24 protein-coding genes are annotated in these 21,118 nt (G+C 42.2%); 12 read left to right on the plus strand and 12 right to left on the minus strand.

Annotation, left to right across the window (positions count from 1 at the left end):
• Positions 1–26: 26 nt before the first annotated feature.
• The 7 genes from queG to IQ13_RS14355 all read right to left on the minus strand — a co-directional run bounded on the left by queG (position 27) and on the right by IQ13_RS14355 (position 4,591).
• Complete coding sequence (queG, locus tag IQ13_RS14325; protein WP_144887077.1) at positions 27–959, minus strand: tRNA epoxyqueuosine(34) reductase QueG; 933 nt, start codon at positions 957–959, stop codon at positions 27–29.
• Positions 960–961: 2 nt separating this feature from the next.
• On the minus strand, positions 962–1,303 hold the full coding sequence (locus IQ13_RS14330) for a hypothetical protein (protein ID WP_144887078.1): 342 nt from the start codon (positions 1,301–1,303) through the stop codon (positions 962–964).
• 63 nt (positions 1,304–1,366) lie between these two features.
• Entirely contained in the window at positions 1,367–2,380 is a 1,014-nt protein-coding gene (locus IQ13_RS14335) for a serine hydrolase domain-containing protein (RefSeq protein ID WP_144887079.1), read from the minus strand.
• An 80-nt stretch (positions 2,381–2,460) separates the two neighbouring features.
• Positions 2,461–2,871, minus strand: a complete 411-nt coding sequence (locus IQ13_RS14340) for a VOC family protein (protein WP_144887080.1) — start codon at positions 2,869–2,871, stop codon at positions 2,461–2,463.
• Between the two features lie 11 nt (positions 2,872–2,882).
• Positions 2,883–3,329, minus strand: coding sequence for an SRPBCC domain-containing protein (locus IQ13_RS14345; RefSeq protein ID WP_144887081.1), 447 nt, complete (start codon positions 3,327–3,329; stop codon positions 2,883–2,885).
• A gap of 11 nt (positions 3,330–3,340) precedes the next feature.
• A complete protein-coding gene (locus IQ13_RS14350; protein WP_144887082.1) occupies positions 3,341–3,724 on the minus strand; it encodes a DUF1801 domain-containing protein in 384 nt (127 codons plus the stop codon).
• A gap of 126 nt (positions 3,725–3,850) precedes the next feature.
• Positions 3,851–4,591, minus strand: a complete 741-nt coding sequence (locus IQ13_RS14355; protein WP_144887083.1) for a DinB family protein — start codon at positions 4,589–4,591, stop codon at positions 3,851–3,853.
• 213 nt (positions 4,592–4,804) lie between these two features.
• Between IQ13_RS14355 and IQ13_RS14360 the strand changes: the two genes are divergently transcribed.
• Both IQ13_RS14360 and IQ13_RS14365 read left to right on the plus strand, forming a co-directional pair.
• Entirely contained in the window at positions 4,805–5,788 is a 984-nt protein-coding gene (locus IQ13_RS14360) for a GlxA family transcriptional regulator (RefSeq protein WP_144887084.1), read from the plus strand.
• Between the two features lie 20 nt (positions 5,789–5,808).
• Positions 5,809–6,183: an iron chaperone gene (locus IQ13_RS14365; protein ID WP_144887085.1), complete on the plus strand. Its 375-nt coding sequence runs from the start codon at positions 5,809–5,811 to the stop codon at positions 6,181–6,183.
• A gap of 12 nt (positions 6,184–6,195) precedes the next feature.
• Here IQ13_RS14365 and IQ13_RS14370 read toward each other — a convergent pair whose 3' ends face one another.
• Positions 6,196–8,160, minus strand: coding sequence for a PAS domain S-box protein (locus IQ13_RS14370; protein WP_144887086.1), 1,965 nt, complete (start codon positions 8,158–8,160; stop codon positions 6,196–6,198).
• A gap of 223 nt (positions 8,161–8,383) precedes the next feature.
• Positions 8,384–9,529 carry a serine hydrolase domain-containing protein gene (locus IQ13_RS14375; protein WP_144887087.1) on the minus strand — a complete coding sequence of 382 codons (1,146 nt, stop codon included), beginning with the start codon at positions 9,527–9,529 and terminating at the stop codon, positions 8,384–8,386.
• A gap of 59 nt (positions 9,530–9,588) precedes the next feature.
• Here IQ13_RS14375 and clpB point away from each other — a divergent pair, with 59 nt between their 5' ends.
• The 3 genes from clpB to IQ13_RS14390 all read left to right on the plus strand — a co-directional run bounded on the left by clpB (position 9,589) and on the right by IQ13_RS14390 (position 14,208).
• On the plus strand, positions 9,589–12,234 hold the full coding sequence (clpB, locus tag IQ13_RS14380; RefSeq protein ID WP_144887088.1) for an ATP-dependent chaperone ClpB: 2,646 nt from the start codon (positions 9,589–9,591) through the stop codon (positions 12,232–12,234).
• 44 nt (positions 12,235–12,278) lie between these two features.
• Positions 12,279–12,860: a DsbA family protein gene (locus IQ13_RS14385; RefSeq protein ID WP_144887089.1), complete on the plus strand. Its 582-nt coding sequence runs from the start codon at positions 12,279–12,281 to the stop codon at positions 12,858–12,860.
• A 124-nt stretch (positions 12,861–12,984) separates the two neighbouring features.
• Positions 12,985–14,208, plus strand: a complete 1,224-nt coding sequence (locus IQ13_RS14390; RefSeq protein ID WP_144887090.1) for a TCR/Tet family MFS transporter — start codon at positions 12,985–12,987, stop codon at positions 14,206–14,208.
• A 52-nt stretch (positions 14,209–14,260) separates the two neighbouring features.
• Here the strand turns inward: IQ13_RS14390 and IQ13_RS14395 are convergent, their stop codons facing one another.
• The gene (locus IQ13_RS14395) at positions 14,261–14,692 is read right to left on the minus strand and encodes a DoxX family protein (RefSeq protein WP_144887091.1); all 432 of its coding nucleotides are present in this window, start codon (positions 14,690–14,692) and stop codon (positions 14,261–14,263) included.
• A 194-nt stretch (positions 14,693–14,886) separates the two neighbouring features.
• Between IQ13_RS14395 and pdhA the strand changes: the two genes are divergently transcribed.
• From pdhA to IQ13_RS14430, 7 genes are all read left to right on the plus strand, one after another.
• Positions 14,887–15,879: a pyruvate dehydrogenase (acetyl-transferring) E1 component subunit alpha gene (pdhA, locus tag IQ13_RS14400; RefSeq protein WP_144887092.1), complete on the plus strand. Its 993-nt coding sequence runs from the start codon at positions 14,887–14,889 to the stop codon at positions 15,877–15,879.
• A gap of 55 nt (positions 15,880–15,934) precedes the next feature.
• Positions 15,935–16,624, plus strand: coding sequence for a tetratricopeptide repeat protein (locus IQ13_RS14405; protein ID WP_144887093.1), 690 nt, complete (start codon positions 15,935–15,937; stop codon positions 16,622–16,624).
• 22 nt (positions 16,625–16,646) lie between these two features.
• On the plus strand, positions 16,647–17,153 hold the full coding sequence (gene ribH, locus IQ13_RS14410) for a 6,7-dimethyl-8-ribityllumazine synthase (protein ID WP_144887094.1): 507 nt from the start codon (positions 16,647–16,649) through the stop codon (positions 17,151–17,153).
• A gap of 21 nt (positions 17,154–17,174) precedes the next feature.
• Entirely contained in the window at positions 17,175–17,894 is a 720-nt protein-coding gene (locus tag IQ13_RS14415; RefSeq protein WP_144887095.1) for a (Fe-S)-binding protein, read from the plus strand.
• A gap of 98 nt (positions 17,895–17,992) precedes the next feature.
• On the plus strand, positions 17,993–18,400 hold the full coding sequence (locus IQ13_RS14420) for an EVE domain-containing protein (RefSeq protein ID WP_144887096.1): 408 nt from the start codon (positions 17,993–17,995) through the stop codon (positions 18,398–18,400).
• Between the two features lie 281 nt (positions 18,401–18,681).
• On the plus strand, positions 18,682–19,113 hold the full coding sequence (locus IQ13_RS14425) for a hypothetical protein (protein ID WP_144887097.1): 432 nt from the start codon (positions 18,682–18,684) through the stop codon (positions 19,111–19,113).
• Between the two features lie 77 nt (positions 19,114–19,190).
• Entirely contained in the window at positions 19,191–20,099 is a 909-nt protein-coding gene (locus IQ13_RS14430; protein ID WP_144887098.1) for a DUF4349 domain-containing protein, read from the plus strand.
• Positions 20,100–20,134: 35 nt separating this feature from the next.
• Here IQ13_RS14430 and aat read toward each other — a convergent pair whose 3' ends face one another.
• Both aat and IQ13_RS14440 read right to left on the minus strand, forming a co-directional pair.
• Entirely contained in the window at positions 20,135–20,779 is a 645-nt protein-coding gene (gene aat / locus IQ13_RS14435) for a leucyl/phenylalanyl-tRNA--protein transferase (RefSeq protein ID WP_144887099.1), read from the minus strand.
• Between the two features lie 36 nt (positions 20,780–20,815).
• Complete coding sequence (locus IQ13_RS14440) at positions 20,816–21,109, minus strand: ATP-dependent Clp protease adaptor ClpS (protein WP_144887100.1); 294 nt, start codon at positions 21,107–21,109, stop codon at positions 20,816–20,818.
• Between the last annotated feature and the right edge of the window lie 9 nt (positions 21,110–21,118).

Raw genomic sequence — 21,118 nt, forward strand, 5'->3', positions numbered from 1 at the left:
GAGACCGTTACGGTCTCTTTCTTTTTTTATGTGGATTGAATGAATTTTAAATTGCGTTGAATACCGCTGAATTTGGTACGCTTAATGGGCGAGTGTTTGAATACCAGCTTAAACGTTTCTTCGGTCATTTCCTCCCATTGCTTTGTACTTAAATTCAGTATTTGAGGCAAAGGTGCAAAAGCAGGTTCTGTGGTTGGTTTGCTGAAACGGTTCCACGGACAAACATCCTGGCAAACATCGCAACCAAATAGCCAGTTGTTGAATTTGCCTTTCATACTTTCATCAATCAACGCATCTTTTAATTCGATGGTGAAGTAAGAAATGCATTTACTGCCATCAATTACTTTGTTAGGTTGTATGGCGTCGGTAGGGCAGTTATCGATGCAGCGTGTACAACTGCCGCAATAATCTTTCGCAAACGCAGCATCGTATTCCAGCTCCAGATCGCAGATGATGGTTGCTAAAAAAGAGAACGAGCCTTGTTGTTTGTTGATGAGGTTCCCGTTTTTGCCGATCCATCCTAAACCGCTGCGTGTAGCCCAGCTGCGTTCGAGTACAGGAGCACTGTCAACAAATCCCCGCCCATTTACTTCGCCGATCGATTGGTTCATTTCAAACAACAACTCTTTCAGTTTGCTGCGGATGACCTCGTGGTAATCGTTGCCGTAGGCGTACTTCGAAATTTTTGGTCCGTCGGTTGTTTGTGGAACTGCCGGGTAATAATTCATCATGAGTGTAATTACACTCTTTGCACCCGGTACAAGCTTCGCCGGATCAACACGCAACTCAAAATAATTTTCCATGTACTGCATGTTGCCATGCATGCCTTGCTTGAGCCATTGCTCAAGGCGTTTGGCATCCTCATCGAGCCGCACAGCTTTACTGATGCCGCAAAAGCTGAAGCCAAGTCGTGCAGCAGTATCTTTTATAAAAGTAGTATATGCAGTTACTGGTAGCACTCTTATTTTTCCTGGATGTGCAGCTTGTGAAATAAACGATGTGCGGCAGGTGCAAGTATTAAACCGATATTGGTAATAAACACCACGCCGCTGAACAAGGCATAAAACGATGAAAATAATTTGCCGGCATTAGAGGTAATGGTTACCACCGGTCCCATGCCACTCAGGATCATGGAAGCATTGTGCAACGAATCGAGCCAGGGAATGTCATCGGTATAATGATAACCCAGTACGCCAATGGCAAGGCAAACGGCCAGGATGCCCGAAGCAGTTAATAAGTTCCAGGCAATACGTTTGTAATATTTGTGCTTGGTAGCAAGCGGTTGTTTACTGTGTTCGTACATAGTACAGTTGTTTAGCAGCCGTGCTGCGCCGGAAAGTTACAAAACGAACAAGAAACAGTACGGTTATTTACAACCACCGCTTATTTGTGCATCCACCAATGTTTTTAGCTGGTCGTACAGTTCACGCTTTAACGGATCTCTTTCTTTTTTTGTTAAAAGGATGCAGGTGTAACCTTTGCAGTAATCAATCCATGCAAAAGGAGCAGTGGGTGAAACAGCACTCACCACTTTGCTGTCTTTACTTTCAACCCAGGTACCTAATCCATAGCTGTAGCCATTCATAAAAGGAGGGGTAAATTTATTGAGTGCGTTACCGGTTTGTATTTTCATCAATTCAGCAACCGAAGCTTCGGTTAAAATCTGTTTGCCGTTATACATGCCTTTGTTGAGTAACATGCTCATAAAGTTGCTGTATTCGGTAGCAGTTGATTTTGCACCATCAAACGGGCTGATAGCCGATGTATAATTGCTGAACGTTGTAAGGCGCAGGTTCATGGGTCTGAATAATTTTTCCTGGATCAGGCGATCGAATTTTTTCTTGGTTACCACTTCCAGTACTCGACCAACAATGTTTGTTCCGATCTGGTTGTATTGAAACCATGCGCCGGGATTGTTAACGATGGCTCTTTTCTCAGCATAGTGATTGACTTCTTCTTCCAGCGAAGAAAAGCTGTTGCGTTGAAACATTTTGCCGGCGCCCTGTTTATCGGGCTCAATACCATCGGTATGGCTGAGGCAATTACGGATGGTGATGTAGCCTTTCATCCATTTCGGAAAAATGGGTAAATACTTTCCAACATTATCATCCAGCGAAATTTTTCCTTCCTGTACCATAATCATCACCAAGGCTGCGGTTAACCACTGACTGCTTTCGCCAATAGGAGCCTGCATGTTGGCTTTAAAATCGCCGAGCGCTTTCTGGTAAACAACTTTCCCATCTTTATAAATCATCAACGCCTGGTCGTCGCCCAGTTGCTTTTGATTGTTAAGCATAAACTGCTCTACTTCGGTAAAGTTTTGTGCAGTACATACGGTAACGGAGAATACAGTAAAAACAAAAAGCAGCATATATTTCATTGCAGAAATTTTATGCTGCTAAAGATAATTGGAAACAGGATGCAATTTTTGCGATTGTTAAAGATTAACAACCTTCTTTGCTAGGCGGGCAATTTCGAGAGATCGGAATGCATGATCCCCCACTGGTGACCGTCTGGGTCAGCAAAAGAATCGTAATACATCCAGCCATGATCGGCCGCTTCCCGATAGCGTGTACCACCGTTGGCCAAAGCTGCCTGTACAATGGCATCTACTTTTTCTCTACTTTCTACTTCAACAGCAAGAATAACCTGCGTGCTGCTGCCATCGGCAACAGATCGGGTGGTAAAGCCTGCAAAGAATTCATGCGTAAGTAGCATGGCATACATGCTTCCTTCATTAAGAACCAAGCATACAGCTTTGTCGTTGCTGAACTGCTCATTAAACTGAAAACCTAAGCTGGTCCAGAAGGTTCTTGTAACTGCAAGGTCTTTCACAGGCAGGTTCACATAGATTGATGAAATGGTTGTCATACTTGTACTATTTAAACGTTTTGTTCGGCCATTATTTTAATTATTTCCATTGCTTTAGGCCATGTGGTAAGAAAATAATCTTTATACTCAGCTGTAATATCCATCTCCACATCAAGTGTGGTTACGTTGTTGTTTTCTGTAAGGGTGTAGTTTTCTTTCGATCCGTTCCATGCTTTTACTTTTTCACTCGTGGTGTCTTCTACGCCATCTTTTATTTCGCCCAGATGTGTAAACGACATGTATTCGTTTTCCCGCTTTTCTTCTATACGGCTTACCATACCATTGCCGGAGGCGCCATCCACAAATAAAACTTTACTTCCTTCTTGCCAATCGGTAATAGTAGTGGAGCCTTCGGCAAAAGCAGCAGTCCATGCTTCGTATTTGCCTTTGGTCCAGAGAATAGCCCATACTGTTTCTTTGGGAGCGTTGATGTTGACTGTAAAATGAATGCGTTCCATAAACTAATGATTTAAAGTTGATCAATTAACTGCACCGATTCGTTAACAATGCGCTGCAGCTCTTTTTTATTTGCCTTGATCGCTTTCATATCGGGCAGGTAAAGCATCCGCCGGTCTTTATAGTCGCCTTCCAGCAATGCTGATTTTATTTGTACAATAGTTGGATGATGGAAGATGAGGTGCACATGTTGTGTTGCACGATGGTTAAACGTTACAATGTCTTCTGTGCTGTAATAACTAGGGGCATTCCACTTGATGCGTTCTTTAATGTTGCTGTTACTTGCTTTGATAATGGCACGAACGGCATCAATTTCTGCTTTTAGCGGGTGCTCCAGTTTTTGCATCCAGTCGGCTACCAGTTCTTCGTCGGTTGGCTTTGTTTTTTTTGTGGCCATAGCAACATTGGTTTAAGGTGATTGATAAGAAGAAGGTTGCTTTTTTCATGATCGATAGGTTTAAGGTGGTTAATGTGTATAGTTAAAGCTAAAAATATTTTCCTGCATTAGACCGGTAGTTATTGATCAGGTAAAAACCGATCCTGCATAACCCATTTTCTCCAGCAGATTTAGTACCAGCGATAATTGTACCTGTTCGCCTTCAATACGCAGAATTTTATCGCAATCGTGCAGATCGATGGTGATTTTTGAAAACGGGTAATGTTGTTGCAGCTTGCTGATAATTGTTGCTGCTTCCGATTTACTGTTCACATTCGTTTTAAATAACTCAATGTGTGTTGCCTGCTGTCTTGTTTGTTTGTACAGCTGCAGGCATTTGTTCATCTGTCGTAAATGCCGTTCGGTATGAAACCATGCAAAATGCGCAATTTCCAGTTTACTGATATTGCCGAATGCCGGGTGGTCGATCATTTCTTCAAAATCAACCCGGTACAAAAGCTGTATTAATGCAGCGTATGTTTGTTCAAACTCCGTCAGCAACACAGCTTTAATGTAAATGTCTTTTGTTGGCAGTATAAATTCGGGGCTTTTGTATTGCTTATCAAAATCAAGAAAAATCTGCTGCAGTTCTTCAATTTTTTCTGCGGGGTCTCTTTGTGCCGGATTGCCTTTTAAGGCCATTGCTTTTAGCACAGAGTTTGCAGAAAGTTGTACATGCTCGGCTATTTGTGCAATGCACCAACTGCGGGCCGCAGGTTTAAAATGCAGGGCATCTTCGCTGGCAGTTGACAGTAGCTGTTGCATTGCTGTATGCGCCTCATCGAGGCCGTTTAATAAAGTTGCCGTATGAATTGTGTTGGTAAACATTGTTGTGGTTGCAGTACAAACCTACCGGGTTACTTTGGTAATAAAAGGGTGTGTTTCCGAAATTGTATGGGGTTGATTACGACAAACACATTTGTTACATTTGACTTCTCTTTAACTCAACCATTGCTTACAATAGCCAAAAGTAAAAGCTGTAAAATGTGTTATTTGAATTTTATGATGCTTAACAGTTGGCGCTAAACCAAAAACAATCGCATGAAACATGTTTCAATTCTTGTACCGCTTGGTCATTCCAGTTTACCGAATATTGATGGTACACACCAGATCTTATCCGAAGTAAACAATATCCGTAAGGCAATGGGTATGGAGCCTGTTTTTCAGATTCAATTGGTGGGACTTGAAAACTCTGTTCCACAACGCAATGGCTTGTATACGATACAACCCGATGTATTGATTAGCGATGTAAAGAAAACCGACCTCATTATTATACCGGCTATGCACGGCGATCTGGAAAAGGCCATGCAGGCGAATGCTGCATTTATACCATGGATTGTTGAGCAGTATCAACAAGGTGCAGAAGTTGCTACATTTTGTATTGCGGTATTTCTGCTGGCAGCAACAGGTTTGTTAGATGGAAAGAAATGTGCAACACATTGGGTAGCTGCCAACGATTTTCGTCGCATGTTTCCACAGGTGAACCTGGTGGATGATCGCATTATGACGGAGGAAGATGGTTTGTACAGTAGCGGTGGAGCGTATTCCTTTTTAAACCTGCTGGCTTACCTTATTGAAAAATATGCAGGGCGTGAAGTGGCGGTACGTATTGCCAAAACATTTATGATCGATATTGATCGGGAAAGTCAATCACCTTTTATCATCTTCAATGGGCAAAAGGCACATGAAGATGAATCGATCAAAAAAGCACAGGAGTACATTGAACGTAATTACCAGGATAAGATTACAGTAGACCAGTTGGCCGACATGCTGGCACTGGGCCGTCGTAACCTGGAACGAAGGTTTAAAAAAGCAACAGCAAATACAGTAGTTGAATATATTCAACGTGTAAAAATTGAAGCAGCCAAACGTCAGCTCGAAAGCGGACGGAAGAATGTGAACGAAGTAATGTATGAAACCGGTTACTCCGATGAGAAAGCCTTTCGCACGGTGTTTCGCAAAATCACCGGTTTATCACCGTTAGCTTACCGAAATAAATATCATAAAGAAGCGGTTGCGGTATAAAACCTTTCCAACTCAAAATCATGAATACAGCCATTACAACCATCGATGCGTACATTGCCGGTTTTCCTGCAAGTACTCAAAACTTGTTGCAACAGATGCGCAGTACAATTACCAAAGCTGCACCGAAGGCAGAAGAAGCCATCAGTTATGGGATGCCCACATTTAAACTGCAGGGCAACCTGGTACATTTTGCAGGGTATAAAAGTCATATCGGATTTTATCCTGCGCCATCAGGTATTGAAGCGTTTGCTGATGAATTGAAAAAGTATAAAACATCAAAAGGTGCTATCCAATTCCCCATTGATGAAAAATTGCCGCTGGCGTTGGTAACAAAAATTGTGAAGTTTCGTGTAAAAGAAAATCTTTCGAAAGCTGCGGCGAAGAATAAAAAATAAAAGAATGGTTCCTTATGCCCTTTTTTCCAGGTAAGGAATGACCGCTTCAATATGGCAGCCTTGCCCTGGTGATGTAGTTACATGAATCTTTCCTGCAAATGCTTTTACCCTTGCCTGCATATTGTTTAAACCCAGCCCGGCTTTTTGTTGCAAAGGATCGAAGCCTTTTCCATTATCGCTGATGTTTAAATGGATATTATTCTCTTTTAAAGCAATACTTACATGCACCGTTGTAGCTTGTGCATGCTTTAAAACATTGTTGAGTTGTTCCTGGGCAATACGAAACAGTGCACGCTTTTTTTGAACGTCCAGTTGTTCAATACAATGATAGGCATTGAACACTACTTCCAGTTCGCCGGTAGCTTTGATAGTAGCAGTCAGTTCTTTCAATGCATCGGTAATGGTTTTCGAATCAAGCGAAGCAGGGTTCATGGCGTGCGAAAGATGACGGATTTCCTGTATCGAATCGTTGATCATTTGTCTTGCCTGTGGTAAGAAAGTTTGACTGAACTCCTGTTTGCGTTCAATTAATTCCAGGTAGTGTTTGGTTGTTGCTAAAATCTGGCAAACGTTATCGTGCAGTTCGCCACCAATTTGTTCTCGTTCCATTTCCTGCGTAAGAATAACCTGCTGCAGTATGAGTTGCTCTCGCTGGTTACGCTCTTTTGCTAATTCTTCTTCCAGTTGTTTACGTTCCGTAGCATCCCTTATAACGATCACAGAAACACGATGATTTCTGTCTGCTTTGTATTGCGATGAAACCACTTCACCTGTAAATTCAGTACCCGAGCGGCGTATAAATTTTACTTCACCGGTATATCCTGCTTGTTGGTAGAAGTGATCTTGTGCATTGGCTAAAAACTGACCGATATTTTTTGAGGTGCAGGAATCCTGATCGATATCGAATACTTTTTCGGCGGCAGAATTAAGTGTTAAGATATTTCCTTCATGATCGGTAAGTAAAATTGCATCCTTGCTGTTTTCAAACATCGATCTGTATTTTCCTTCGCTTTCTGCAAGCGCATTAAAAAAACGACGCCTGTTTTGGATGCCAGTAATAATGGCAAATGAAAACAGAATCACAAGCAAAGTAATTACAGAGGTAAAAATGAGCGATTTATTTTTTTGTTTTTGATAGTCACGCAACACATCTACTTCTCTTTTACCTACCGTAGCAATGATGGGATAGTTTTTTAATTTCCTGTAACTGAAATAGGTTGGAATGTTGCGGATTGCATCGTTTGCGTAATAATTGTCTACAGGCTTATTTTTCAAGTGCTGAAACAACGGACTTTTAATAATATTCTCACCGTAGCTGGCAGTGGCACCGGTTTTACGTGCATAGGTTGTACCATCAGGTGCAATCAAGGAAATAATATCAAATGAATCAACAAAAGCTCCATCCGAAAACGAGGTGAATGTTTCCGGAAATATCTGTAAGGCAATAACTCCTGCAAAATTGTTTTTGCTGTCGGTTATTTTACGACTGAGTACAATCACTGCTTTTGAAAAGAGACGGGAGGTAATAGGCTTACTGATGAAAAGGCTGTCGCTCGTTGCTGTAGTATGCGTTTGAAAATATTCTCTTGTGCTGAAATTTGTAACGGTATCGGGGTGAAACGGATGAAACGAAGAAATAAGATTTCCTTCTTTATTCATAATCACAACACCTTCGAGTAATTTCTGATCAATGGTGCTATTTTGTTTTAACTGCTGAAAGTTGTTGAATGTATTTTGTTTCTGATATTCTGACCGTACAATCTGCAGAATAAGATCGGCATTTTGTATAGTGCGGATGGTGTAACTTTCTAATGCCAATGCCTGGTTGGCATTCAGTTGTTTTGCTTTATTAAGTGCTGTTTCTTTTTCTTTATTCAGTTGTTGAAAAACGTTTACCCACAGCAGTAAAACGAGCAATGCTCCAAACAGTATAACAGAAGCTATAGCGGAAACTGGACTTTTAGTAAACTTCAACATACGGTGTTGTACTTAGAACCGGGCGAAGTTATGTCTTATTAACATATAAAACTCGTCTGTAATATATCTACTACACGTGCATGCCAATAACACTACACGAAACTGTGTGCTTGTTTACTTCTTTGTACAAATAGGGTTGAAAAAAAACGCTTTCAGAAAAAGGACAATGCCTGCCTGCAACTGCTTGCCTTGTATTTGCCGACGCTTCTCGTCTTGTTATAAACTACCGCATCACATTGTCAACAAGCTCTCTCAGTTCCCGGTATTTCATTTGCCGTTCTTTGTGTTTCAGGTTAAACACAAAAAGAAACGCACAGTATTTTTTATCGTTATCGATCCAGGGAAACGAACCAAATAATCCCGGGCTGCTCACCGCACTTCCTCTTTTCGAATTTGGCATTGCATCTTTCTTTTCACTTACGGCTAACGGTGCATCCATGATCCACTCGCCAAAACCATAGCCCCAGGTGCCGGCTTCATCGGGCGTATAAGCCATTTCTACATCCCGGCTTAAGCGGTTCTTTTGCATTTCGTTTATCAATGCTTTGCTGATGATGCGTTTTCCGTTGTATTCACCTTCGTTCAGCAGCATTATTAAAAAGTGCATGTAGTCTTCAGGTGTACTAAAAGCACCGCCTGCTGCAAGGGGAACGCCGTTTTTGCCAAAATCAGTATTCTTCATTTCCAATGGATCGGCAATGCGTTCCTTGAACGCTGTTTCAAAATCTTTCTCACTTACTTTTTCAATAATCGCTGCTATAATCTGCAAACCGGTATTGCTGTAATGAAAATACTTGCCGGGCGTTCCCTCCATCGGCAACATGGCAATTTGCTCAATGGCTTCAAACATGGTTTTTACGTTGCGCATGCCGCTCAACATATCACGCAAGCCACCGCTTTTAATACCCGTTGTGTGATTCAAGCACTGCCATACTTTAATGCCTCCTTTTCCGTATTTGGTCATCACGGGTAAAAACTTTCCAACGGAGTCGGTTAGCCGCACTTTGTTTTCATCGATGTAGGTCATCAGTAATGCAGCGGTTAACCATTTACTGCTGCTGGCAATGCGTTCACGGGTAGTGGTTGTGTAATCCTGCAATACTTCATCCACATCTTTGCCCTGCACTTTGGCTTTGATCTTTCCACGGTTTTGCTGGGCCTTAGTTAAATTGTTAAAATTCTGCGTGTATACAAATTTTCCATCCTTATAAATCATTAATACTGCACGGCCGCCCAAATCGGTGAGGTTGTTATTTACCCAATCGTTTACCTTACTGAAATCCTGTTGTGCAAATGCAAACTGAAAGAATAACAGTAAAACGAGGCTGGCACTGACTTTGGGGCGGATACTCAAACGGTTAAGTGACATTCTTACTGATTTTTTTTATTGGATTGTGTTTTGCGAACAATGTTTAAAACAATAGAACTATGAATTTAGGAAACTTCACTATAAAAGCAGCAGAAGCTGTGCAGCAGGCCCAGCAATTGGCTTTTAATGCACAGAATGTAAATATTGAAACCGAACATATCCTTAAAGCATTACTCGATCAGCAGGATAGTCCGGTTGATTACTTGTTGAAGAAAAATAATGTTACCGTAAATCTTGTAGAAACAAAACTCGATGAAGCCATCAACCGCTTGCCGAAAACAAGTGGAGAAGCCGCACAATCGATCAGCCGTGAAGCCAACAGTGTGGTATTGCGTGCAGGTGCAGCGTTAAAAAGTTTTGGCGATGAGTTTGTTACTCCCGAGCATTTGTTGCTGGCAATTGTTCAAGGCAACGATTCTACTGCAAAGCTGTTGAAAGATGCCGGCTTAACCGAAAAAGGTTTGCTTACAGCCATTAAAGATTTACGTAAAGGCGATACAGTAAAAAGCCAGACACAGGAAACACAGTTCAATGCGCTCAATAAGTATGCAAAGAACTTAAATGAAATGGCAAGACAGGGCAAGCTCGATCCTGTAATCGGTCGTGATGAGGAGATACGCCGCACCTTACACATCTTAACTCGTCGCAGTAAAAACAATCCCATTCTTGTGGGTGAACCGGGTGTAGGTAAAACAGCTATCGCCGAGGGATTGGCCATGCGTATTGTAAATGGCGATGTACCGGAGAATTTAAAATCGAAAATTATTTACGCATTGGATATGGGGCAACTCATTGCCGGTGCAAAATATAAAGGTGAGTTTGAAGAACGTTTGAAAAGTGTGGTAAAAGAAGTAAGCACCAGCGATGGTGAAATTATTTTATTCATTGATGAAATTCATACGCTTGTTGGTGCAGGCGGCGGCGAAGGTGCAATGGATGCAGCCAACATTTTGAAGCCTGCACTGGCAAGAGGTGAGTTGCGTGCAATTGGTGCAACTACACTGAATGAGTACCAGAAGTTTTTTGAAAAAGATAAAGCACTCGAACGTCGTTTTCAAAAAGTAATGATTGATGAGCCGAGTGTGGAAGATGCGGTATCAATTCTTCGTGGGTTGAAAGACCGTTACGAAACACACCACCATGTACGCATTAAAGACGAAGCCATTATTGCAGCAGTTGAATTAAGTACACGCTACATTACCGATCGTTTTCTGCCCGACAAAGCTATTGACCTCATCGATGAAAGTGCAGCCAGGCTTCGTTTGGAAATGAACAGCATGCCAGAGGAACTGGATAAACTCGAACGCCAGATCCGTCAGCTCGAAATTGAACGGGAAGCGATTAAGCGGGAAAGCGATGAGCAGAAGTTAAAAGAGCTGAACACAGAAATCGCCAATCTTTCTGTAGAGCGTGATACACTCAAAGCAAAATGGAAAGAAGAAAAAGAACTGGTGGAGAAAGTACAAAACGCCAAAGCGGAGATTGAAAACTTAAAACTCCAGGCCGAGCGTGCAGAACGTGAAGGCGATTATGGCAAAGTAGCCGAAATCCGTTATGGTAAAGTAAAAGAGCAGGAAGCATTGATTGCTGAACTAAGCGTGCAGCTTGCGGCCAGCAGCGAAAAGCGTTTGCTGAAAGAAGAAGTGGATGCAGAAGATATTGCAGAAAATATTGCGAAGATGACGGGCATTCCCGTTGCCAAGATGATGCAGAGCGAACGGGAAAAATTATTGCATCTTGAAGATGAACTGCACAATCGTGTAGTTGGACAGGAGGAGGCAATTACAGCCGTAGCCGATGCCATCCGCAGAAGTAGGGCAGGGTTGAGCGATCCACGTAAACCAATCGGCTCTTTCATTTTCCTGGGTACAACCGGCGTGGGTAAAACCGAGTTGGCAAAAGCGCTTGCCGAATACCTGTTTGATGATGAAAGCATGATGACGAGGATTGATATGAGCGAGTACCAGGAGAAGCATACCGTTTCCCGGCTGGTTGGTGCGCCTCCCGGCTATGTGGGATATGATGAAGGAGGTCAGTTGACCGAGGCTGTGCGTCGCAAACCTTACAGTGTGGTCTTGCTCGATGAAATTGAAAAAGCGCATCCTGATGTATGGAATGTATTGTTGCAGGTGCTGGATGATGGCCGCTTAACCGACAATAAAGGCCGGGTGGTGAACTTCAAGAACACTATCATCATCATGACCAGCAATATTGGTAGTCATTTGATTAGCGAGGCATACGAAGGCGTAAGCACTGAGAATGAGATAGATAAGGCGGCAGAACGGGCTAAGCTGGAAGTTATGACGTTGTTGCGACAAACCATTCGCCCCGAATTCTTGAATCGTGTGGATGAAATTATTATGTTTGCACCGTTACTTCAAAAGGAAATCAAATCCATTATTCGCATTCAGCTGAATAACCTGAAGAAACTGGTGGCCCAGAGCGGCATACAGCTGGACTTTTCTGACTACACCCTTGAATTCCTTGCCGAACATGGTTTCGATCCCCAGTTTGGAGCAAGACCTCTAAAACGATTGATCCAGAAAGAGATCGTAAATGGCTTGAGCCGGAAAATTTTATCAGGCGATATCGACAAAGCCCACAAAGTAGTTGTTGATGTGTTTGATGGAGTAGTGGTTTTCAGAAATGAAAACGGACATACTGCCCCTTCAAAAGAAACAAACAAAGCAACGGCTGCACAATAAGTACTAGGAAACTGAATTGATCATATTTTAAAAAAGGAGCACGTATGGCACAAAAACAAGCAGAAATAGAAATTATACCACCAAAGGATATTTGGGTAGGCAATAAAAAAGCTCCTGTTAAGCTGGTCATGTATGGCGATTATGAAAGTGAAGCCTGTGCAAAAGCAAATGAAGTAGTAAACCAGTTGCTGGAGAAGTTTGAAGATACCGTACAGTTTAACTTCCGTCATTTTCCGTTAACACGTATTCACCAGCGTGCGCAAAAAGCAGCCGAAGCTTCGGTTGGTGCAGCACAGGAAGGTGAAGTGAAGTTTTGGGATATGCACAACACTTTATTTGCTCACCGCCGTAACCTCGGCACCATCAGCTTAAAAGGCTATGCAAAAGATGTAGGTGTTACCGATAAAAACTTTTTAACCAAACTGGTTGATTCGGTGTATGGCTGGAGCGTAAGAGCCGATTTATTGGAAGGAGCAGATAAAGGCATTAAAGATGTTCCTTTCTTTTATATCAACGGCGAACCGTACAGCGGCCCTGTTAACCTCAGTGCTTTTAGTAAAGTAATTGAGCCGTTAACAAAGCAAAAGAAAGCTGCGTCGAAAACAGCTGTGAAGAAAAGAGCGTAAGTAAGTTGCAATAAGTTTATCGAGGCAATGGATTTATCCATTGCCTTTTTTGTTTGTACCGTTTGAAAAAAAACTCTTTTAGTCTTTTTGTAATCTATCATCTTTGCAAACTCAATCTTCCTTTATGGCTTCCAATCGTAACGCTGCTATCGGCTTTATTTTCATTACCATGCTTATTGATGTCATCGGTTTTGGTATCATCATTCCGGTAATGCCTTCGCTTATTGAAGAGTTGGGGCATGCAACAGTAAGCCAGGCATCAAAAATTGGCGGATGGTTGTTATTTGCGTTTGCTATTACACAATTTATTTGTTCGCCGTTAATGGGTAACCTCAGCGACAGGTTTGGTCGTCGTCCTGTTATTCTTGCATCGCTGTTTGGCTTTGCAGTTGATTATCTTTTTCTTGCTTTTGCTCCAACCTTAGGCTGGTTGTTTGTTGGTCGTATTGTAGCCGGTATTACAGGTGCCAGCTTTACTGCTGCTTCGGCCTACATTGCCGATATCAGCACTCCCGAAGACCGTGCAAAAAACTTTGGTATGATTGGCGCTGCATTTGGATTAGGTTTTGTCATTGGTCCGGCAGTGGGTGGTTTGCTGGGCGGTTTTGGTGCACGTGTGCCGTTTATGGTTGCAGCCGGATTGTGTTTGCTGAATTTCCTGTATGGACTTTTTGTTTTACCTGAATCGTTGAAGCCGGAAAATCGCCGCAAGTTCGAATGGGTGCGCATTATACCCGGCGTATCGTTATACAAACTTAAAAGGTATCCATCCATTGGCGGGTTAGTACTTGCGTTGTTGTTGGTTTATTTGGGTAGCCATGCCGTACACAGCAACTGGAGCTTTTTTACCATCGAACGATTTAAATGGGATTCGAAAATGATTGGTATATCGCTAGCTGTAGTTGGTTTGTTGGTAGGGGCTGTGCAGGCCGGTTTAACAAGGGTGATCAATCCCCGCATTGGGAATGAAAAAAGTATTTACATCGGCCTGGCACTGTATGCATTTGGTATGTTCCTGTTTGCATTGGCCACACAAAGCTGGATGATGTTTGCGTTTCTGGTACCTTACTGCCTGGGCGGTATTTGCGGACCAGCTTTGCAATCGGTGATGACGGGTTTGGTGCCTGCCAATCAGCAAGGAGAACTGCAAGGGTCGCTTTCGGCGCTCATGAGTTTCAGTTCGATCCTTGGCCCGGTGATGATGACAAATACATTTGCAGCTTTTACCGGTCCGAAAGCACCGGTCTATTTTCCCGGCGCTCCCTTTGTGCTCGGTTCAGTATTTATGCTGGCAAGTGCGGCAGTGGCATTCTATTCACTTCATCATAAAAAAGCATTAAGGGCATAGCAACGCCTTGGCAGCATCAAAAACTGTCGATGAAGTGTAATGGAAGGGATCATTATTTCGGGTTGCGACTGAAATAATCGTCCAGTGAAATTGGTCCGCCTCCTTCAATAAAAAATACAATCAGCAGTACAAGTATCATCAGCGATAAGCCAAGCTCCGACTGTGCCCCCATAAAACCTTTTTGCGAAAGCACCAGTAAAAAAGCGCCCGCAAGGATGGGGATTTGGAGTAACACCACCCAACGGGTAAACAATCCCGCAATAAGTAAACTGCCGCCTAAAAGGTGTGCCCAGGGAATAAGTGTAACGAGCCAGTTTTGTGAGGAGAAAATGCTTTGCTGCAAAATGTTCTGCAAACTTGCATCGTTGCTGATAAACGAAATGCCTTTTAACAGCAGGCTGAAACCAAGAACGATCCGCAATACCACCAGCCATTTGGGGTGATGGGTAATGCTCCAATGCTGTAATTGCTGTAACGTACCCATAACATAAATTTTAGTGGAGAAAAACAGGTTTTCTTCCCTGCATTTGCATCGAAAAAGATGCCAGAACTTTTCCGGGGCCAAAACGTTCGTTAACAATGGTTACGGGTAATTTTTTTCAAAAATCCACAATCAAAAATCAGCGGTTTAAATTTAACACTGTACCCTTATCTTTGCCACTCTAAAAAAATTACGACGTGGCCACTAAATTCACGAAAGAAACATATCTCTACTGGTACGAGTTAATGCTGCTCCTCCGCCGTTTTGAGGAAAAGACAGGTCAGCTTTATGGAATGCAAAAGATCCGTGGTTTTTGTCACCTCTACATTGGCCAGGAAGCCATTGCGGCAGGTTGTATGACAGCTACCAAGCCTGAAGATAAAATGATCACTGCGTATCGTGATCACGGTTTAGCTATTGCAAAAGGTGTAAGTGCAAAGGCGTGTATGGCCGAAATGTTCGGTAAAGCGACCGGTTGCTCAAAAGGTAAAGGTGGAAGTATGCACTTCTTTGGTGCAGATGTTGGTTTCTTTGGCGGTCATGGTATCGTAGGTGCACAAATTGGTACAGGTGCAGGTATTGCATTTGCCGATAAATACAACGGTAACGACAATGTAACGCTTACGTTTTTTGGTGATGGTGCTGCCCGCCAGGGTATGTTGCACGAAACCTTCAACCTGGCAATGCTCTGGAAGCTGCCGGTGATTTTTATTTGTGAGAACAACAACTACGCTATGGGTACATCTGTAACCCGTACAAGTAACGTGGTTGATATTTATAAGCTGGCTGATGCATACGAAATGCCTGCAGATAGTATCGACGGTATGGATCCTGAAGCAGTTCACGAAGCGGTGGCACGTGCGGTTAAACGTGGCAGAGCAGGTGAAGGGCCAACCTTACTTGAAATTAAAACGTATCGTTACAAAGGTCACTCAATGAGTGATCCTCAGAAATACCGTTCTAAAGAAGAGGTAGAAGAATATAAGCAACGTGACCCCATTGAAACTTCAAAGCAAAAACTGCTGGAAGTATTCGGTGTAAGCGAAGCAGAAATTGAAGCCATTAATGAACGTGTACGTGTAGAAGTAGAGGAGTGTGTGAAGTTTGCTGAAGAAAGTCCATGGCCATCAGAAGATGAGCTGTTGAAGGATGTGTATATTGATCAGAATTATCCGTTCATTGTAGACTAATATTTACACTAACGAAGCTTAAGCTATATTTAAATTCAACCAGAACAAATACAAAATGTCAGAAACAAAAAAAACAACGGCACAGGAACTGAACGATGTGGAAGCCATTAAACAGGCAAAGGACTTCTGGGGTCGTTTTTCAAAACCCATTACTTACATTGGTGGATTGATTATTTTATTGGCAGGTGGTTACCTCGCATATAAAAACTTTGTTGTAGGCCCGAAAGAATCGAAAGCAAACGATGCGATGAGCCGTGCACAAATGTATTTCGCACAGGATTCATTGAACCAGGCATTAAACGGTGATGGTTCATCTGCAGGTTTTCTGAAGATCATTAAAACTTATAGCGGAACTAAGGCTGCAAATCTTGCTAATTATTATGCAGGTGCAATCTACCTCCGTAAAGAAGATTACAACAATGCCATCAAGCATCTCGAAGATTTTTCTACCGATGCAACACAAATTCAAAGTGCTGCCTGGCGTATGTTGGGTGATGCTTACATGAGTACCGATAAGAAAGAGAAAGGTCCGGCGATGTACGAAAAAGCTGCTAAGCTCAATGAGAAAGATGAGTTCACTTCATCCGAAAATCTATTACGTGCAGCAATGGCTTACGAAGCTGTAGGTAATAAAGAGAAGGCTGCGGATTTATTAAAGGCATTGAAAGAAAAATATCCAAGATCAAATGGTGCAGGCCAGGCCGATAAATACCTTGCACGCTTGGGTGTTGTTACAAACGACTAAACAAGGCTAAACCCATTGTATTATGGCTGATGTTAGCAACAGCAATTTATACGCATTTAATACAGGCACTCACGATTTTTCGGGTGCCTGTGTTGTATTGGTACGTACCGAATGGAACGCAACCATTATTGATGAACTGGAAAAAGGTTGCCGCAAGGTATTGGAAGAATATGGTGTGAAGCAGGTTGTTACTGTAACCGTTCCCGGTGCAGTAGAAATAGGTTTTGCTGTAAAAGCATACTGGGAAAGCAAATCGAGACATCTCAAAACGAGACCGCATGCATTCATTACGCTTGGTTGTGTAATACGTGGCGATACGCCGCATTTTGATTATGTATGTAAAACAGTTACCGATGCTGTAACACAATTGAATCTTACGATTGATGTGCCAACAATTTTTGCTGTACTTACAGTAGAAAACCAGCAACAGGCATTGGAACGTATTGGCGGCAAACACGGGCACAAAGGTGAAGAAGCAGCTTTAACAGCATTAAAGATGATTGCCCTGAATACCTCATTAAGAAAGTAAACGAACAAGGATAACCGGCATATGAATGTACAGTTGTTTATACCATGCTTTGTAGATCAGTTGTATCCGCAAACCGCCTTTAATATGGTGAAGGTTCTGGAGAAGCTTGGTTGTACGGTTCATTACAACGCCAATCAAACCTGTTGCGGACAACCTGCTTTTAATGCAGGGTTTCAGCACGAGTGCAAAGATGTGGCAACGAAGTTTCTGAAAGATTTTTCCGGCTCTGATTTTATTGTTGCGCCCAGCGCATCCTGCACAGGGTTTGTACGCAACTATTACGGTAAAATATTTGATAACTCTTCTGTTCACAACGAAGTGAAGGATATGGGCAAACGCCTGTACGAGTTCAGCGAGTTTTTAACGGATGTGTTGAAGGTGGATAATGTTGGTGCCAAGCTGGAAGGGAAGGCTACTTACCACGATAGCTGTGCAGGCCTGCGTGAATGTAAGATCAAAGAAGGTCCACGTAAACTGCTCAATAATGTACAAGGCCTGGAGTTGGTGGAAATGAATGATGTTGAAACCTGTTGTGGTTTTGGCGGAACATTCGCAGTAAAGTTTGAGCCGATCTCCGTAGCGATGGCCGATCAGAAAGTAAACAATGCTTTGGCTACAGGTGCACAGTACATGATTTCTACCGATTTGAGTTGCCTGATGCATTTGGAAGGATACATCAAACAAAAAGGGCATAACCTGCGAACATTACACCTTGCTGATGTGTTAGCAAATGGTTGGTGAGAATACAATTTGAAAGTGAGTTAATTTGAAAATTAACTCCAACTCAAATTCTGTATTTTCATTTTCAAATTTCCACATTCTCAAATTTTCAAATTAATATGGCTCATTGGTTAATTAAATCAGAACCGTTTAAGTACAGCTGGGATCAGTTTGTAAAAGACAAGCAAACATTTTGGGATGGTGTACGCAACTATGCTGCCCGTAATAATCTCCGTGATATGAAGAAAGGGGACGAAGCGTTCTTTTATCACAGTAACGAAGGGTTGGAAATTGTTGGTATTGCGAAAGTGGTGAAGGAATCATATCAAGATCCTACTACAGACGAGGATGCATGGGTTGTAGTAGATTTTAAGCCGGTGCGTAAATTAAAGAAGCCTGTAACGCTTGCGCAAATGAAAGCCGATTCCCGATTAGCGAATATGGACCTGTTACGTTTAGGTCGTTTAAGTGTTGGCAAAGTAACAGATGAGGAGTGGAAGATTGTGCTGGAGCTGGCGGGTGAGTAAGAGCTAAGAGATTAAAAAGAAAAAAGAGTAAAGGAGTTGACGCAGTCAGCTCCTTTTTTATTTTAAAACAACTTCTTCTGCTTTTATTCTTTTTCTTTTTTAAACTCTTAGTATATTTTAACAATTGGCTTCGGTTACATTTTACAGTTAGTAGTATCAATTATTACTTATGAACGATACATTGGCAGTTGAATGATTTGCATGCCGGCAAATGAATTCAGCAAGTACTTCGCTGCTCCTGCATCTGGCTTCTCATTTCAAACAATCAAAAACATTTCAAAATGAAAAAGATCATTTTGGCTGTCGTACTATTGGCAGCCGCAGGCGGAGCTTTGTACATTTATTTTAAACCAAAGCTTACAGACAAGCCCACAACCGTTTCTTATACCGAAACGATCATTGGTGATTGGAAAATTGATTCTCTTGCTGCAAAAGATTCAAACAACCTGGGTGTGTTGATTATGGCACTCGATAGCAATCTTACCAACTATGCATTTCGTTTTGCAAAAGACGGATCGGTAACACAATTACTGAACGACAGTATTGTGCCGGTTAAACGTACGTATACGTTCAGCGACAGTGCTCATCTTGTTTTCAATGAAGGTGATTCTTTGCAGGATAAACAACATCTGCAGGTGCTGTTACTAACCAATGAACAGTTGCATGTAATGAGCAACGACAGTACTACGCTTTTCTTCAGGAAAGTGAAATAGCTATTGAAAGTGCAGGCGTCAACAATGCCTGCACTTATGCATTTCAAACCATTCTGCATCCAATTAAAAACATTTTTATGCGTACATATATTTATGCAGGCATCATCAGCCTGTTGCTGGTAGCTTCATGCAATAACAAAGGCAAAAGAGAAGAGAAGACGATTGCAGTGAATGAAGTTGGATTAAATGCACCGGATTTTATTGGCGATAGTACAGCTGCGTATGATGACCCGCAACAAATACCCGCACCCGGTTCTCCTCAGCAACGAGTAAAAGAAAAAGAACCTTCAGTGATTCCGGAAAGTAAACCCGACTGGAATAAAAAGATTGTCAAAACAGCTTCGTTGAATGTTGAAGTAAAAGCGTACGCCAAATTCAACCAGCTACTGCGTAGTTCTGTTGCAAAGTTTGGCGGCTACATTGCTAACGAGCAACAAACTGAAACAGAATACAAAATAGAAAATACTGTAACTGTGAAAGTACCTGTCGATCAGTTTCAGGCAACAGTTGATTTTCTTACAAGCGGTGATGGAAAGATTAATGAAAAAGTGATTTCGTCTGAAGATGTAACCACACAGTATGTGGATACACGTTCACGTTTAGAAGCAAAGAAGCAAGTTCGTCTACGTTATCTCGATTTGTTGAAGCAGGCGAAGAACATGGAAGAAATTCTGCAGGTACAAAATGAAATCAACGATATACAGGAGCAGATTGAAAGTGCCACAGGCCGCATCAACTATTTGTCAAATGCTTCTGCAATGAGTACTATTAATCTTACTTATTACCAGGTATTAAACGCCTCGGTGCAGGAGCCGGGCAAAGAAACGTTCTGGCAAAAAGTAAAAGAAGCATTCGTGAGCGGCTGGCAGGCCATTGGTGAAATCATCGTCGGCTTATTATATCTGTGGCCATTGTGGTTACTTGCAACTGCTGTCGTATGGTGGATACGCTGGAAAGGATATTTTAAACAGAAGAAAGTTGCATAATATAGACCGGCAACGGGTATGTAATTGAACAGTCTTTATGTATTCGTTGCCAGAATTTGTAAAAACTCTTTGCGGGGAATCATTCTTGCGCCGAGGCTTTCAAGATGTGCTGTATGAATCTGGCAATCGATTAACACCACTCCATCTTTTTGCAGTTGCTGTACAAGTTTAATAAATGCATATTTGCTGGCATTACTTACTTTGCTGAACATGCTTTCGCCAAAGAAGATATTGCCTAAACGAATGCCATATAATCCGCCCACTAATTCGTTGTTGAGCCATGCTTCGGCACTAAACGCATAACTCATGTTGTGCAGTTTGCAGTAAGCCTCTTCAATTTCTGCTGTAATCCAGGTTCCTTCCAGCAGTTTGCGTGTTTGTCCGCATAAATGAATCACTTCTTCAAAAGCTGTATTGAAGCGATACTCAAATGCATTTCGTTTTAATAACTGTTGCATGCTTTTGCTGATGTATAATTCATCGGGAAATACAACGCAACGTGGATCGGGGCACCACCATAACGGCGGCTCATCATCGTTAAACCAAGGGAATATACCACTGCGGTAGGCAAGTAATAAACGTTCGGTTTTTAAATCGCCGCCAATAGCAAGTAAACCGTTTGCTTTTGCTTTTTCAGCAGGGGGAAACCATAATTCATCTGTGAGCAGGGCGACGTTCATGTATACAAAAATGAGGATGGGATACGCAACTGCAGGCTATACAATGGCTTCTACAGTTGCGCCAATGCCACGATCTGTAATTTCATCGCAAAGCGGTTTCAGATCATCGTAAGAGCCGTTTTTAACTGCGTATTTTCCTTTGGTATGAATGATCCAGGCACACTGTTCAGCCTGCTCCTGACTGTGACCGCAAACATCAATCAATGTTTCAATAACCCATTCAAATGTATTCACCTCATCATTCCACATAATTAAATGGCAAGGCTCCTCCACATCGGTTAATACATCCGTTTCTTCAAGTTCTTTTGTATGGGTGGACAACTGCGGCATTGTGCAAAT

The organism is Lacibacter cauensis (genome assembly GCF_007830055.1).
Taxonomy (GTDB): Bacteria; Bacteroidota; Bacteroidia; order Chitinophagales; family Chitinophagaceae; genus Lacibacter; species Lacibacter cauensis.

What these genes read in the sequence shown, in the direction of transcription:
- IQ13_RS14330 (WP_144887078.1), bottom strand. Translation starts at nt 1,303, where the DNA reads ATGTACGAACACAGTAAACAACCGCTTGCTACCAAGCACAAATATTAC.
- IQ13_RS14335 (WP_144887079.1), bottom strand. Translation starts at nt 2,380, where the DNA reads ATGAAATATATGCTGCTTTTTGTTTTTACTGTATTCTCCGTTACCGTA.
- IQ13_RS14340 (WP_144887080.1), bottom strand. Translation starts at nt 2,871, where the DNA reads ATGACAACCATTTCATCAATCTATGTGAACCTGCCTGTGAAAGACCTT.
- IQ13_RS14345 (WP_144887081.1), bottom strand. Translation starts at nt 3,329, where the DNA reads ATGGAACGCATTCATTTTACAGTCAACATCAACGCTCCCAAAGAAACA.
- IQ13_RS14350 (WP_144887082.1), bottom strand. Translation starts at nt 3,724, where the DNA reads ATGGCCACAAAAAAAACAAAGCCAACCGACGAAGAACTGGTAGCCGAC.
- IQ13_RS14355 (WP_144887083.1), bottom strand. Translation starts at nt 4,591, where the DNA reads ATGTTTACCAACACAATTCATACGGCAACTTTATTAAACGGCCTCGAT.
- IQ13_RS14360 (WP_144887084.1), top strand. Translation starts at nt 4,805, where the DNA reads ATGAAACATGTTTCAATTCTTGTACCGCTTGGTCATTCCAGTTTACCG.
- IQ13_RS14365 (WP_144887085.1), top strand. Translation starts at nt 5,809, where the DNA reads ATGAATACAGCCATTACAACCATCGATGCGTACATTGCCGGTTTTCCT.
- IQ13_RS14370 (WP_144887086.1), bottom strand. Translation starts at nt 8,160, where the DNA reads ATGTTGAAGTTTACTAAAAGTCCAGTTTCCGCTATAGCTTCTGTTATA.
- IQ13_RS14375 (WP_144887087.1), bottom strand. Translation starts at nt 9,529, where the DNA reads ATGTCACTTAACCGTTTGAGTATCCGCCCCAAAGTCAGTGCCAGCCTC.
- clpB (WP_144887088.1), top strand. Translation starts at nt 9,589, where the DNA reads ATGAATTTAGGAAACTTCACTATAAAAGCAGCAGAAGCTGTGCAGCAG.
- IQ13_RS14385 (WP_144887089.1), top strand. Translation starts at nt 12,279, where the DNA reads ATGGCACAAAAACAAGCAGAAATAGAAATTATACCACCAAAGGATATT.
- IQ13_RS14390 (WP_144887090.1), top strand. Translation starts at nt 12,985, where the DNA reads ATGGCTTCCAATCGTAACGCTGCTATCGGCTTTATTTTCATTACCATG.
- IQ13_RS14395 (WP_144887091.1), bottom strand. Translation starts at nt 14,692, where the DNA reads ATGGGTACGTTACAGCAATTACAGCATTGGAGCATTACCCATCACCCC.
- IQ13_RS14405 (WP_144887093.1), top strand. Translation starts at nt 15,935, where the DNA reads ATGTCAGAAACAAAAAAAACAACGGCACAGGAACTGAACGATGTGGAA.
- ribH (WP_144887094.1), top strand. Translation starts at nt 16,647, where the DNA reads ATGGCTGATGTTAGCAACAGCAATTTATACGCATTTAATACAGGCACT.
- IQ13_RS14415 (WP_144887095.1), top strand. Translation starts at nt 17,175, where the DNA reads ATGAATGTACAGTTGTTTATACCATGCTTTGTAGATCAGTTGTATCCG.
- IQ13_RS14420 (WP_144887096.1), top strand. Translation starts at nt 17,993, where the DNA reads ATGGCTCATTGGTTAATTAAATCAGAACCGTTTAAGTACAGCTGGGAT.
- IQ13_RS14425 (WP_144887097.1), top strand. Translation starts at nt 18,682, where the DNA reads ATGAAAAAGATCATTTTGGCTGTCGTACTATTGGCAGCCGCAGGCGGA.
- IQ13_RS14430 (WP_144887098.1), top strand. Translation starts at nt 19,191, where the DNA reads ATGCGTACATATATTTATGCAGGCATCATCAGCCTGTTGCTGGTAGCT.
- aat (WP_144887099.1), bottom strand. Translation starts at nt 20,779, where the DNA reads ATGAACGTCGCCCTGCTCACAGATGAATTATGGTTTCCCCCTGCTGAA.
- IQ13_RS14440 (WP_144887100.1), bottom strand. Translation starts at nt 21,109, where the DNA reads ATGCCGCAGTTGTCCACCCATACAAAAGAACTTGAAGAAACGGATGTA.